The organism is Burkholderia sp. SR8, assembly GCF_052851275.1.
Window position 1 is genome coordinate 1 of record NZ_JAULUC010000030.1, and the last position, 13484, is coordinate 13484.

Below are 13484 nucleotides of genomic sequence, written 5' to 3' on the forward strand. Positions count from 1 at the left end.
CCTCCAGAGACAAAGCACGAAGTGAGAAAAATCCCGAGGGTCCAGGGTGGGGCGACCGCGGCGTCGGGATCGTCGTCGCGGCTGGGCGCCCGCGCTGTCGCACGCGTCCGTCGGCGCGTGCGTCGCGGGCGAATGCTCCAAGCTTAGTCAATCGATCCGGCACGCGAAGGCCCGTTCGGGAAAGTCTCAGGTCGCGTCGACCAAATCGATCCACATCGAAGAAAGATGCTATTCGTGCAACAACCGCGTTTCCAGTCCCTTAGAATGCCGTCAGTGTTCTATGGGTGGAACAATCATGGATGACCTGAACGACCTTTACTATTTCGTGAAGGTGGTCGAGCACGGCGGATTCACGCAGGCGGGGCGCGCGCTGGACGTCCCGAAATCGACGCTGAGCCGGCGTGTCGCGGCGCTCGAAGCGCAATACGACGTGCGGCTGCTGCAGCGGACCACACGCCATTTCACGGTCACCGAAACCGGCCGCGAATTCTACGAGCGCTGCCTCGCGGTGCTGGTCGAAGCCGACGCGGCACGCGAGGTGATCGAGCGGCGGCACGCGGAGCCGCGCGGGATCGTGCGCGTCAGCTGCCCGACCGCGCTGCTCGAATATCGCGTGAGCGAGCTCGTCGCGCGCTTCATGGCGATTCATCCGGCGGTGCACGTGCATCTCGAGGCGACGAACCGCCGCGTCGACCTGTTGAGCGAAGGCTTCGACCTCGCGCTGCGCGTGCGCTTCCCGCCGCTCGAGGACAGCGGCCTCGTGATGCGGATTCTCGGCGACAGCCCGCAGCGCCTCGTGGCCGCGCCGCAGTGGCTGCGCGGGCGCGCGGTGCCGACCGAGCCGGCGGAGCTGGCCGGCGAGCCGAGCCTCGACTGGGGGCCGGCGCGGCATCACGTGTGGCAGCTCGTCGGGCCGAACGGCGAGCAGGCGCAACTGCGCCACCATCCGCGCTACGTCACCGACGACATGCACGCGCTGCGCGATGCGGCGGTGCACGGCGTCGGCATCGTGCAGCTGCCGTGCATGGTCGTCGACGACGACCTGCGCGACGGCACGCTGATCGACGTGCTGCCGGGATGGGCGCCGAAGGGCGGCGTGGTCCACGCGGTGTTCCCGTCGCGGCGCGGACTGCTGCCGCGCGTGCGGTTGCTGATCGATTTCCTGGCCGAACATATCCGCCGGGACTGACCGCGGCGGCACACCGCAACCGTCAGACGAAACGGTACGCGCCGATGCGGCCCCGACCGCGCGTAAGCCCTTATTCATGTGGATATACGGGGCCGCACGGATTGGTGTTAAATGTGTCTGGGTGCGCGTTGGGGTGCGCACGAAAGGGGACGCCACCGGGGTTGCGTAAACCCGGGGCGAGAAGCGGCACGAAGGATCGCTAACGAATCGGGCGCACCAGACCCGGTCGAACTGACGGCAGGATTCAGCTTGAATACCGAACCGCAAAGTGCTCGCTACAGCCTCGGGCTTGCAGCGGAAGTGCTCGCGTCCGAGCAAAGCGTGCTGAGACTGATCACGCGCAACACACCGCTGCCGGAGCTGCTCGTGGAAGTGTGCCGGCGTGCCGAGGCGTTGCTCGGCGACGGCGCATCGTGCACGATCCTGCTGCTCGACGCGGACGGCGTGCACGTGCATGTCGGCGCCGCGCCGTCGCTGCCCGCGCAGTACAGCGCAGCGATCGAAGGCGCGCCGATCGGGCCGGCCGCCGGCTCGTGCGGCACCGCGATGCACGAGCGCCGGATGATCGCCGTCGAGGACATCGAAACCGATCCGCTGTGGGCCGATTTCCGCTCGTTCGCGCTACCGCTCGGCCTGCGTGCATGCTGGTCGGTGCCGCTTCTGGACGACGCCGGCACCGTGCTCGGCGCGTTCGCGGTGTATCACCGTACGCCGCGCCGCCCGAGCGATGCCGAAACCGACCTGCTGCGCGACATCGGCAACAGCGTCGGTCTCGCCGTGCACCAGGACGGGATCGCGCGGCAACTCGTGCGCAGCGAAGAACATCACCGCCTCGTCGTCAACAGCCTGAACGAAGGGATACTCGTCGTGTCGCGCGACGGCGTGGTGATCGCGAGCAATCCGAGCGCGAACCGGATGATGCGCGCGAAGGGCGAACTCGTCGGCCGGCGGCTGTCGACGGTGATCCTGTACAAGCTGTACGAGGACGGCACGCCGATCGCGCCGGACCAGTGGCCGAGCCGGCGCGCGCTCGCCACGGCGACGCCGCTGCTCGACTACACGGTCGGCTTCGGCCTGGCCGACGGCGACATCATCTGGGTGCGCGGCAACGCGGTGCCGATCGTGAAGCCGGGCGAGACGCAGCCCGAATCGGTGCTCGTGTCGTTCCACGACATCGGCCCGGTGCGCGAAGCGCAGCAGCAACTGCGCTACCTGGCGACGCGCGATGCGCTGACGGGGCTCTACAACCGGCGCTGGCTCTCCGATCGCATGCGCCAGCTGTTCGGTGCGCGCGACGCGGCAGACGGGCCCGCACGCGTCGCGATCCTGTTCATCGATCTCGTCGGTTTCAAGAAGGTCAACGACACGGCCGGCCACGACGCGGGCGACGCGCTGCTGCGCAGCGTCGCCGCGCGGCTCGTCGCATGCGGCGGCGGCCGGCACGCGCTCACGCGCGTCGGCGGCGACGAGTTCGTGATCCTCGTCGACCATTGCGACGACCCCGAAGCGTTGTCCGCGCTCGCGCGCGAAGTGATCGACACGATCGCGAAGCCGTTCGCGATCGCGAACAACGAGTACTGGCTCGGCGTGTCGATCGGGATCAGCGTCGCGCCGCGCGACGGCGACGACGCGGTCACGCTGATGCGCAATGCCGACTCCGCGATGTACGACGCGAAGCAGCGCGGCCGCAATCACTTCACGTTCTTCACCGCGCAGCTGAACCTGCGCCTGCAGCGCCGCTTCGCGATCGAGCAGTCGCTGCGCCGCGCGATCGCGTCGGATGCGCTGCGGCTCGCGTACCAGCCGGTCGTCGATGCGCGCAGCGGCCGCACGGTCGGCGCCGAAGCGCTGCTGCGCTGGACGAGTCCCGAGCTCGGGCCGATGTCGCCGGCCGAATTCATTCCGGTCGCGGAAGATACCGGGCTCATCGTCGCGATCGGCCAGTGGGTGCTCGAAACCGCGTGCCGGCAGGCCGCCGAATGGCGCCGCACGATCGCGCCCGACCTGATGGTGGCGGTCAACCTGTCGCCGCGGCAGTTCCACGAAGGGCTCGTCGAATCGGTGTACGACTGCCTCGCGCAGACGCAGCTCGATCCGGGCGCGCTCGAACTGGAGATTACCGAAGGCGTGCTGATGAACGACACGAACACCGTCATGCCGATGCTCGAAGCGCTCACGGACATGAACGTGCGGATTTCGGTCGACGACTTCGGCACCGGCTATTCGTCGCTCGCGTACCTGAAGCGTTTTCCGCTGCACAACCTGAAGGTCGACCGGTCGTTCGTGTCCGGCGTGCCCGATCACCGCGACTCGGTCGCGATCACGCAGGCGGTCGTCGCGATGGCGCATTCGCTCGGGATGAAGGTCACCGCGGAAGGCGTCGAGACGCAGGCGCAATCGTGGTTCCTGCAGCAGATCGGCTGCGACATGCAGCAGGGCTACCTGTTCGGCCGGCCGCTCGATCCGGCCGACTACGCGCGCCGGCTCGTCACCGTGTAGGCGTTCACGCGAAACCGCCGCCGCCCGGCGGACCCGCGGGCGCGGCCGGCGCATCGATCTCGACGCGATTCTTGCCGTCGTGCTTCGCGCGATACAGCGCGCGATCGGCCGCCTCGATCAGCGACGTGGTCGGCAGGCCGGCGCCCGGCACGACGCTCGCGCCGCCGATGCTGATCGTCACGTAGCGGCCCGTCGACGAGTGCGCGTGTTCGAGCCGCAACGCCTCGACCGCGAGGCGGATCTTCTCGCCGAGCAGCCGCGCGGCCCCCGGCGACGTCGCCGGCATCACGACCGCGAATTCCTCGCCGCCGAAGCGCGCGGCCAGATCGCCGGACTGCCCGAGGCATCGCTCGATGGTCGCCGCGACCTGCTTGAGCACCGCGTCGCCGGACACGTGCCCGTACGTGTCGTTGTACAGCTTGAAGTTGTCGACGTCGATCATCAGCAGCGACAGTTCGCTGCGCTCGCGCGTGCCGCGGCGCCATTCGGCGGCCAGGTATTCGTCGAGATAGCGGCGGTTCGACAGCCCGGTCAGGCCGTCCGAATGCGTGAGGCGCCGCAGTTCGAGATTGGCCTCGAGCAGTTGCTGCTGCGACTGCCGCAGCGCGCGATAGGCCTCGTCGCGCTGCAGCAGGTTCATGTACGAGCGCGAGTGATAGCGGATCCGCGCGACCAGTTCGATGCGGTCGGGCAGCTTCACCAGGTAGTCGTTCGCGCCGGCCGCGAACGCGGCGCTCTTGATCACCGGTTCTTCCTGCGTCGACAGCACGATGATCGGCACGTCGCGCGTCGCCGGATTCGCGCGGTAAGCCTTCACGAGGCTCAGGCCGTCGGTGCCCGGCATCACGAGATCCTGCAGGACCACGGTCGGCCGCGTTTCGATCGCGGTCGCGAGCGCATCGTCCGAGCGCGGACAGTAGTGGAAGTCGATGCCTTCCTCGTCGACGAGCGCGCGCCGGACGGCCTCCGCGACGATCGTCTGGTCGTCGACCAGCAGGACCATCGCGGGGGCGGCGGCGTGCGGCGTCGGCGCGGCGTACGCGCTGTCGAACGCCGGGTGCAGGCCGCCGCGCGGGCGGGTGAGGTCGCTGTTCATGATCGATGCCGGGGCGCGCCGTGGCCGCGTCGGGTATGACGGAGGTTCATCGCGCGTCAGATCCGTGCGAGCGCCGCCAGTTCGCCCGCGATGCGCTCGAGCGGCAGGATCGCGCGCGCCGCGCCGAGCGTCGCGGCCGCTTTCGGCATCCCGTAGACGGCGCTCGTCGCCTCGTCCTGCGCGATCGTGTGATAGCCCTTCATCCGCAGCGCCTTCAGGCCGATCGCGCCGTCACGGCCCATGCCGGTCAGCAGCACGCCGATCACGCGGCCCGGCCAGTGCTCGGTCAGGCTGTTGAAGAACACGTCGACCGACGGCCGGTACGGCGTCGCGGCCGGCTCGCGCGTGTATTCGAGCGTGCCGGCGCGGGTGATGCGCAGATGATCGTCGGTTGCCGCGAGCAGCGCGACGCCCGGCTGCGGGCGGTCGCCTTCGCGCGCGACGCGCACCGTCAGCGGCGTCTGGCCGTCGAGCCATTGCGCCATCCCTTCGGCGAACGCGCGATCGACGTGCTGGACGATCACGATCGGCGCGCTGAAGTCGGCCGGCAGGCTGCCGAGGATCGACGCGAGCGCGCCGGGGCCGCCGGCTGACGCGCCGATCGCGATCAGCGGACCGCCGCTCCCGCGTGCGGCCGTGCCGGCCGCACGGACGCCGCCGGGCGCGTCGAGCAGGCGGCCGATCTGGTCGATCTTCGCGAGCAGCAGCCGCGCGGTATCGCCGGCCGCGCCTTCGCCGAGCCGCGGCGTGTCGACCGCGTCGAGCGCGCCGGCGCCCATCGCCTCGAACACGCGCCACGCGTTCGCGCCGATGCAGCTCGTCACGATCAGGATCGCGCACGGGCGGCCGGAGAGCATGATTCGCCGCGTCGCCTCGATCCCGTCGAACTTCGGCATGATCAGGTCCATCAGCACGACGTCGGGCGGTTGCGCGGCGCACAGTTCGACGGCCTGCGCGCCGTCGGTCGCGACCCACAGCACGCGATGCTCGGGCCGGCGCGCGATCGCACGGCGCATCGCCTCGACGGCAAGCGGGAGGTCGTTGACGATGCCGATGTTCACAAGCGGGATACTCCGGTCGGTTCGTAGTGTTGGATCTGGGCCGGGTTCATGGGAGGCGGTGCCGGTCCGGCGTGCCGAACGGCATCGGCGGGCGGACGGCACGGAATTCTGTTCGATTGGCGACGCCCGCATGCTGTCACGCGGCGCGAGCGGCGGCAATCGAAAAAATTGCCATCGCGGCGTTTCCGACCCTTTCCTCTATCGCCGGACGGAAATTGGCGCTGCCGGGCCAGCCGGGCAGCCGGATACAACGACGTGCCGCAGTGCGGAAAGCGCGCGTTCGCAGCCGTTTCCGCACGCGCGGGCGCGGGCGCCGGCATCGGCGAGCCGGCCGCGCGACACGGCCGGCGCACCGCGCCCGGCGCGCGTTCAGCCGCTCAATGGCTGCGCGCGTAGCCCTGGATCAGCGCGCGCATCATCCCTTCGATCGTCGCGTCGCGCAGATCGGCTTCCTGCTCGGATTCCTCGACGAGCGCGGCGTACGCGGTGGCGAGCGTCACGCGGTCGACCTCGTGGCGCTGTTCCATCAGCGTCACCATCCCGTCCTTCGCCAGATGAGCGGAGAACGCGCGGCTGCCGATGGTCTGGAATACGTCAATCATGGCGGCTCTCCCGTCCGTTGCGATGCCTTCCAGTGTAGTCGGCGCATCCGCGCTGCGCCACGCGCGGCGGGCGGACCATCGTCCGCCGGCGGTCCGCCGTCACGGCGCGTGCCGCGCGCGTCGCGGCACCGCTCGCGCGTCCGCGGCCGGCCGGATGAGCGCGTGCCGAACCACGAGCGGCGGACCAAACAGCCCACGCCCGGCGCCGCATCGCACCGGTTTCAACGTTTACCCGAAGCAGCAAATTGTCGACTTTTTATCGATAAAGTCTCGTGTTAGATTTTGCGACCTGAACCCGGTCGAAACCGGGCGGGCGGCGCGTGCTCACCGCGCCGTGCATCCGACACAAGGAGGGGCAATGCTCGTGCTGATAGGGGTGCCGATCGTCGTGATCGGTTTCGCGCTGCGCTTCAACGCGCTGCTGGTGGTCACGATCGCGGGGCTCGCGACGGGGCTGGCGGGCGGGATGAATCTTGTCGACATCGTCAGCGCGTTCGGCAAGGCGTTCACCGACAACCGCTACATGGGGCTGATCTGGCTGACGCTGCCGGTGATCGCGCTGCTCGAGCGCAACGGGCTCAAGGAACAGGCGAAGCGGATGATCTCGCGCGTGCACGCGGCGACCACCGGCCGCGTGCTGATGCTGTATTTCGTGCTGCGCCAGGTGACCGCGGCGCTCGGCCTCACGTCGCTCGGCGGACACGCGCAGATGGTGCGGCCGCTGATCGCGCCGATGGCCGAAGCCGCGGCGGTCAGCCGGCACGGCGACCTGCCGGACGCGGTGCGCCAGCAGATTCGCGCGCATGCGTCGGCCGCGGACAACGTCGCCGTGTTCTTCGGCGAGGACATCTTCATCGCGATCCAGTCGATCCTGCTGATCAAGGGCTTTCTCGAACAGAACGGGATCGCGATCGAGCCGCTGCACCTGTCGGTCTGGGCGATCCCGACCGCGATCGCCGCGCTGCTGATCCACTGCACGCGCCTCGCGCTGCTCGACCATCGGCTGTCGCGCGGCTTCGGCGCGTTCGGACGGGAGGGCGCGCGATGATCGGCCTCGAACCGCTGTACACGCTCGCCGGGCTGATGTTCGCCGCGTTCGCGTGCTTCAACCTGACGGACCGCACGAACCCGCGCCGCGTCGTCAACTTCGCGTTCTGGGCGATCTACGCGCTCACGTTCCTGTTCGGCGCGCTGCTGCCGCATTTCGTCACGGGCTGCCTCGCGATCGCGCTCGCGCTGATCGCGGGCTCGGGCAAGCTCGGCCGCGGCAAGTCGGACGAAGCGGGCGACGCGGCCGCCGCACGCCGCGACGCGAAGGCGCTGCGCTTCGGCAACCGGCTGTTCCTGCCCGCGTTGCTGATTCCCGTCGTCACGCTGATCGGCACGTTCGCGCTGAAGCTCGTGCCGTTCGTCGAGGCGAAGAGCGTGACGCTGATCGCGCTCGTGCTCGGCACGCTCGTCGCGTTCGGCGTCGCGCTCGCGATGCTGCGCGATTCGCCGGTTCATGCACTGAAGGAAGCGCGTCACACGATGGACGCGGTCGGCTGGGCCGCGATCCTGCCGCAGATGCTCGCGGCGCTCGGCGCGCTGTTCGCGGTCGCGGGCGTCGGCGGCGTGGTGTCGGGGCTCGTGAAGGAGTGGGTGCCGATCGATTCGCCGTTCGCCGTCGTCGCCGCCTATACGGTCGGGATGGCGCTGTTCACGATGATCATGGGCAACGGCTTCGCGGCGTTTCCCGTGATGACGGCCGGCATCGGGCTGCCGCTGATCGTCCACCAGTTCCACGGCAACCCGGCGATCATGGGCGCGATCGGGATGCTGAGCGGCTTCTGCGGTACGCTGATGACGCCGATGGCCGCGAACTTCAACATCGTGCCCGCCGCGCTGCTCGAGCTGAAGGACAAGAACGGCGTGATCAAGGCGCAGTGGCCGACCGCCGTGCTGCTGCTCGCCGTGAACACGCTGCTGATGTACGCGTTCGTATTCCGCTTCTGACGAGACCTTCCATGACCGACCGACTGACCCCCGAACTCGCGTCGAAATTCGCGTCGCTCGCGCTCGCGCACCTGACCCGCGAATATCCGAACAAGCTCACGCATTCGCTCGAAGGTCCGCACGACGTGCAGGGGCCGCGCGCGCTGCATCCGATCTTCTACGGCAGCTACGACTGGCATTCGTGCGTGCACGGCTACTGGCTCGTGCTGCGCGTGCTCGAACGCCATCCGGCGCTGCCGGAGGCCGAGCGGATCATCGCCGTGGTCGACGCGCATGTCACCGACGCGAACGTCGCCGGCGAACGCGCGTATCTCGCGTTGCCGCACAACAGCGGCTTCGAGCGGCCGTATGGGTGGGCGTGGCTCCTCGCGCTGTCCGCGCAGCTGGAGCGGCTCGCGCTGAAGGGCGTCGTGCCGCAGGCCGCACGCTGGGCGAAGACGATGACGCCGCTCACCGATCTGTTCGTGTCGCGCTTCGAGGCGTTCCTGCCGAAAGCGACCTATCCGCTGCGCGTCGGCACGCACTTCAACACCGCGTTCGCGCTCGCGCTGACGCTCGACTTCGCACGCGCGACGCAGCGCGACGGGCTCGCGGCGCTGATCGTCGATACGGCGAAGCGCTGGCACCTGAACGACGTCGCGTGCCAGGCGTGGGAGCCGTCGGGCGACGAGTTCCTGTCGCCGGCGCTGATGGAGGCGGAGCTGATGCGGCGCGTGCTGCCGGCCGGCGAATTCGACGGCTGGTTCGCGCGCTTCCTGCCGGATCTCGCGCGCGGCGAGCCGGCGACGCTGTTCGTGCCGGCCACCGTCAGCGATCGCAGCGACGGCAAGATCGCGCATCTGGACGGGCTGAACCTGAGCCGCGCGTGGTGCCAGCGCTCGCTGGCCGGCGCGCTGCCGGAAGGCGATGCGCGGCGCACGAAGCTGCTCGATGCAGCCGACCGGCATCTCGCAAGCGCGCTCGCACACGTGGCCGGCGACTACATGGGCGAGCACTGGCTCGCGACGTTCGCGCTGCTGGCGTTGGAGGCGTAGACGCTTCGTCGGGAAGACGAGGCGACGCGGGCGGGCGCGATGCAACGCGTGCGCCCGCCGCAGTTGCGCCGGTTTACTGATAGAAATTGAGCGTGACCATCGCCGAGCGGCCCGGCGCCCACGTCGCGTAGATCGGATACGCGCTCGCGTAATACTTCTTGTCGAACAGGTTCTGCACGTTCAGCTGCACGTCCATCGTCTTGTTCACGCGCCACGTCGCGGCCGCATCGAAACGCGCATAGCCGGGCGTCCATTTCTTCGTCGTCGCCGACACCGACGCATAGGTCTGGCTCATCACCGTCGCGCCCGCGCCAAGCGTGAGCTTCGGCATCACGTCGTAGCTCGTCCACAGCGTGAAGTTGTGCTTCGGCACCATCACCATCGGCAGGCCCGATGCGCCGGGGCTGCCGGGGCCCGCATCGGTGGTGATCGCGTTCAGGTACGAGTAGCCGCCGAACACGTGCCACTTCGGCGTCAGGTTGCCCGCGAAGCCGAGTTCGACGCCGCGCACGCGCTGCTTGCCGGCGTTGACCGTATGACCGAGCCCGTCGCTGACGCGCGCATTGGTCTTGTCGGTCTGGAACAGCGCCGACGTCAGCGACAGCTGATCCTGCAGCACGTCCCATTTCGCGCCGATCTCGATGTTGCGCGAGCGCTCGGGCGCAAGGTCCTGGTTCGTCGCGGTGATCTGGTCGCTGCCGCCGCCGAGGCCCGCGTTCGAGCCCGGCGGGTTCGACGACGTGCCGTACGATGCATACAGGCTCACGTTGGTCACCGGCTTGAACACCAGGCCGAACTGGTAGCTGAACAGGTTCGACGTGTTCGACAGGTCGGCGACGCCGGCCTGCTTGCCGGTCGTGTCGTAGCGGTCGAAGCGCAGCCCGGTGTTGAACTGCCAGTGCTCGGACAGCTTGACCGTATCGAAGATGTACGCGGACACCGTGTCGGTGCGCGTGTTCGTCGTCGGGCCGGGGAAGCCCTTGTCGCCGTTCAGCACGATGCTGCCGGTCCACGGCATGTTCGGGTTCCAGCCGCCTGCGAGCGGCGTGCAGTTGCCGGCTACCGCGCACGGGCTGTTCGAGCGGATGTTGTTGCCGGCCGAATCCGACACGAGATAACCCTCGTAGCGCGATTGTTCGTGGCTGAACTCGACGCCGGCCGTCATCGTGTGCTTCATTCCGAACAGGCTCGCGCTGCCGGTCACTTCGGTCTGGTTCGAGAAGCCGTTGAGCGCGTACTTGCCGCTCTTCGCCTGCAGCCCGAGCATGTTCGGATTCGACGCGAGGATCTGCGGATTCGTCGCGACGTAGTCGAGCGTCGAGCGGCCGAACATCGTCGTGTTCTTCAGCTTCCAGCCGTTGTCGAGCTTGTGCTCGATGCGCACTTCGCCGGTGTCGGTCTGCCCGTAGCGATAGTCGCGCGTGTTGAGCCCGAAGAACTGCCCGCGATCGGTCGGCACCGGCGTGCCGCCCGACGCGCGGAACGGCACGCTGAAGTCCGGCATGTCGTACGAGTTCATGTGGTAGTAGCTGACCGTGACCGTGGTCGGCGTGTTCAGCCCGAACACGATCGACGGCGCGACGCCCCAGCGCTTGTTGTACACGTCGTTGCGGCCGGCCTGGTTCGCGTCGTGACCCATCACGTTCAGCCGCACGGCCGTCGTGTCGTTGATCCTGCGGTTCGCGTCGACCGTCGCGCGCTTGTAGCCGTCGGTGCCGAAGCCGATGCTGCCGTTGACGAAGTTGTCGTTCTGCGGCGTCTTCGTGACGATGTCGATGCTGCCGCCGACCGAGCCGCGGCCCGCGTACACGGAATCGGGGCCCTTGATCACGCTGATCTGCTCGACCGCGAACGTCTCGCGGTTCTGCAGCCCCGAGTCGCGCATCCCGTCGACGAAGATCGAGTTGCGCGATTCGAAGCCGCGGATCACCGGCCGGTCGGCCGACGGGTTCGCGGCCGCGTCGCCGCCGAGGAACGTGATGCCGGGCACCGAGCGCAGCGCATCGGCGAACGACGTGACGTTCTTCTCCTTGATCAGCTGTTCCGGAATCACCGTGACCGAGCGCGGCGTGTCGAGCAGCGGCGCGGTGAACTTGTACGACGGCGAGCGCTTCACCTGCATGTCCGACAGCGCGGACGACTGCACCGCGATGGTCGGCAGCGTCGCCGGCATGTCGGCGGCAGCGGGAGGGGCAGCGGAAGCGGCAGCAGGAGCGGTTTCGGCGGAGGCGAGCAGCGGCGTCAGGAACACGGAGCAGGTCAGCGCCGACACGAGGGCACGGGGCCTCGTCTTGAACTGGGCGGGCATGGAGAGAGGCAGCGAAAGTAGCGGTGAAACGGATCGTCGTCGCGATGCCGGCGGGCTCGCCCGCGATATCGGAAGACGTTTATGTAAATGCGTATGATTCGCATTAGCGGTCGCAATTCTACGAATTATTACGAGATAAGTAAACGATCGAATGGTTTTCGTACAGGACCGGCCAGGTTCTCGTGATCCGCGCGACGGCTTTGCATCGGGCGCAATACCGCTTTCCACCGGTCAGGCGGCGCGACCCGGCGGCGAATCGCTACACTGCCGTACCGGTTTGCAGGGCCCCGGCGATCAGGCCCGACGAAGGAGATAGCACAGATGGACACCCAACGCGCAGCGGTCGTCACGTACCGCGGCAATGCGATCGAGAACACGCACGTCGCCGATGTGGCGGTCGTGGATGCCGGCGGCAAGCTGCTGTTCCGGCTCGGCGATCCGTTCCGGACGACCCTCGCGCGCTCGGCGGCGAAGCCGGCGCAGGCGCTGTCCGTGATCGAGACGGGCGCGCCGGAGCGGTTCGGTTTCGACGACGCGGACATCGCGCTGATGTGCGCATCGCACAGCAGCGAGGAACGGCACATCGCGCGCACGCGGGCGATGCTCGAGAAGGTCGACGCGCAGGAGTCGGATCTGCGCTGCGGCGGCCATGCGCCGTTGTCGGATGCGGTGTACCGGTCGTGGATCAAGCGCGACTACACGCCGACCGGCGTCTGCAGCAACTGTTCGGGCAAGCACGTCGGGATGCTGGCCGGCGCGCGGGCGATCGGCGCCGCGATCGCCGACTACCATCTGCCGGATCATCCGATGCAGGTGCGCGTGAAGCACGTGGTCGCCGATGCCTGCGGGCTGCGCGACGACGAAGTCGACTGGGCGATCGACGGTTGCAACCTGCCGACGCCGGCATTCTCGCTGGATCGCCTCGCGCGCCTGTATGCCTCGCTCGCCGACGGCGCGGATGCGGTCGACGCCCGCGGCGCCGACGCGGCGAGCGCGCGCGTGCGCGCGCTGGCGCGCATCCATCACGCGATGACGGCCCATCCGGAGCTGGTCGCCGGAGAAGGCCGCTACTGCACGGTGCTGATGGACGCGTTCGACGGGCAGGTCGTCGGCAAGCTCGGCGCGGATGCGTGCTACGGGATCGGCGTGCGCGCGTCCGCGCGCACGCGCGCACTCGGCGCCGACGGCGCGCTCGGCATCTCGGTGAAGATCGGCGACGGCAACATCGACGTGCTGTACATGATGGTCAGCGAACTGCTCGAACGGCTGCAGATCGGCACCGACGCGCAGCGCGCGCGGCTCGCGGCGTTCCACCGGCCGCGGATGCTGAACACGCAGGGCGTCGAGGTCGGCCGCGCGACGTTCCCGTTCGAGTTGCAGGCAGCCTGAACGGCGCTGTCCGGCGTGCCGATGCGGCGCGCGGCCCGGCGCGTTCGCACGCCGCTTCGACGAGCGCGCGCTCGCCGGACGGGTTCGCGACGTTGCGCGCGGTTGGCAGCGGCACGCGACCGGATGCAGTGTTTGCCGCGCGTTGCCGACGATCGCGAGGCGTCCGCTGACGCGCTTTCGCGCCGCGGTATCCCGAGCGGGAACGGCGCACGCGCTGCGGCACGGCTTCCTTGACACCGGGCTCGACGGCCTTCGGTGCGCGGCTGCCGAGCGGCGCGGCCGCGCACCGCGGCCGCGGCCGTCCGTGCGCC

At 68.9% G+C, this 13484-nt stretch carries 10 protein-coding genes; 6 read left to right on the top strand and 4 right to left on the bottom strand.

The features are described 5' to 3' along the window. Nucleotides 1-295 precede the first annotated feature (295 nt). Both Q3A80_RS27690 and Q3A80_RS27695 read left to right on the top strand, forming a co-directional pair. Nucleotides 296-1189 (top strand): LysR substrate-binding domain-containing protein, encoded by an 894-nt coding sequence (locus Q3A80_RS27690; protein WP_446332003.1) that lies wholly within the window; start codon nt 296-298, stop codon nt 1187-1189. 249 nt (nt 1190-1438) lie between these two features. Continuing rightward, the gene (locus tag Q3A80_RS27695) at nt 1439-3688 is read left to right on the top strand and encodes a putative bifunctional diguanylate cyclase/phosphodiesterase (RefSeq protein ID WP_446332004.1); all 2250 of its coding nucleotides are present in this window, start codon (nt 1439-1441) and stop codon (nt 3686-3688) included. Between the two features lie 4 nt (nt 3689-3692). Here the strand turns inward: Q3A80_RS27695 and Q3A80_RS27700 are convergent, their stop codons facing one another. The 3 genes from Q3A80_RS27700 to Q3A80_RS27710 all read right to left on the bottom strand — a co-directional run bounded on the left by Q3A80_RS27700 (nt 3693) and on the right by Q3A80_RS27710 (nt 6447). Beyond that, nucleotides 3693-4784: a diguanylate cyclase domain-containing protein gene (locus Q3A80_RS27700; protein ID WP_446332005.1), complete on the bottom strand. Its 1092-nt coding sequence runs from the start codon at nt 4782-4784 to the stop codon at nt 3693-3695. A gap of 56 nt (nt 4785-4840) precedes the next feature. After that, nucleotides 4841-5845 (bottom strand): chemotaxis-specific protein-glutamate methyltransferase CheB, encoded by a 1005-nt coding sequence (cheB, locus tag Q3A80_RS27705; protein WP_446332006.1) that lies wholly within the window; start codon nt 5843-5845, stop codon nt 4841-4843. A gap of 377 nt (nt 5846-6222) precedes the next feature. Next, complete coding sequence (locus tag Q3A80_RS27710) at nt 6223-6447, bottom strand: hypothetical protein (RefSeq protein WP_446332007.1); 225 nt, start codon at nt 6445-6447, stop codon at nt 6223-6225. A gap of 358 nt (nt 6448-6805) precedes the next feature. Between Q3A80_RS27710 and Q3A80_RS27715 the strand changes: the two genes are divergently transcribed. From Q3A80_RS27715 to Q3A80_RS27725, 3 genes are read left to right on the top strand one after another with little or no spacing between them, the layout of a single operon-like run. After that, entirely contained in the window at nt 6806-7495 is a 690-nt protein-coding gene (locus Q3A80_RS27715; protein ID WP_446332008.1) for a DUF969 domain-containing protein, read from the top strand. Next, entirely contained in the window at nt 7492-8442 is a 951-nt protein-coding gene (locus Q3A80_RS27720; protein WP_446332009.1) for a DUF979 domain-containing protein, read from the top strand. The genes Q3A80_RS27715 and Q3A80_RS27720 overlap by 4 nt, the downstream gene beginning before the upstream one ends. 11 nt (nt 8443-8453) lie before the next feature. Continuing rightward, nucleotides 8454-9476, top strand: a complete 1023-nt coding sequence (locus Q3A80_RS27725; protein ID WP_446332010.1) for a DUF2891 domain-containing protein — start codon at nt 8454-8456, stop codon at nt 9474-9476. Nucleotides 9477-9549: 73 nt separating this feature from the next. On the opposite strand, the gene Q3A80_RS27730 is transcribed toward Q3A80_RS27725, so the two are convergent. Next, nucleotides 9550-11784, bottom strand: coding sequence for a TonB-dependent receptor (locus Q3A80_RS27730; RefSeq protein WP_446332011.1), 2235 nt, complete (start codon nt 11782-11784; stop codon nt 9550-9552). 321 nt (nt 11785-12105) lie between these two features. Between Q3A80_RS27730 and Q3A80_RS27735 the strand changes: the two genes are divergently transcribed. After that, on the top strand, nt 12106-13173 hold the full coding sequence (locus Q3A80_RS27735; protein WP_446332012.1) for an asparaginase: 1068 nt from the start codon (nt 12106-12108) through the stop codon (nt 13171-13173). The last annotated feature ends 311 nt before the right edge of the window (nt 13174-13484 follow it).

Excerpts from the sequence above, each read along its gene's own strand:
- Q3A80_RS27690 (WP_446332003.1), top strand. The coding sequence starts at position 296 with ATGGATGACCTGAACGACCTTTACTATTTCGTGAAGGTGGTCGAGCAC.
- Q3A80_RS27700 (WP_446332005.1), bottom strand. The coding sequence starts at position 4,784 with ATGAACAGCGACCTCACCCGCCCGCGCGGCGGCCTGCACCCGGCGTTC.
- Q3A80_RS27710 (WP_446332007.1), bottom strand. The coding sequence starts at position 6,447 with ATGATTGACGTATTCCAGACCATCGGCAGCCGCGCGTTCTCCGCTCAT.
- Q3A80_RS27715 (WP_446332008.1), top strand. The coding sequence starts at position 6,806 with ATGCTCGTGCTGATAGGGGTGCCGATCGTCGTGATCGGTTTCGCGCTG.
- Q3A80_RS27720 (WP_446332009.1), top strand. The coding sequence starts at position 7,492 with ATGATCGGCCTCGAACCGCTGTACACGCTCGCCGGGCTGATGTTCGCC.
- Q3A80_RS27725 (WP_446332010.1), top strand. The coding sequence starts at position 8,454 with ATGACCGACCGACTGACCCCCGAACTCGCGTCGAAATTCGCGTCGCTC.
- Q3A80_RS27730 (WP_446332011.1), bottom strand. The coding sequence starts at position 11,784 with ATGCCCGCCCAGTTCAAGACGAGGCCCCGTGCCCTCGTGTCGGCGCTG.
- Q3A80_RS27735 (WP_446332012.1), top strand. The coding sequence starts at position 12,106 with ATGGACACCCAACGCGCAGCGGTCGTCACGTACCGCGGCAATGCGATC.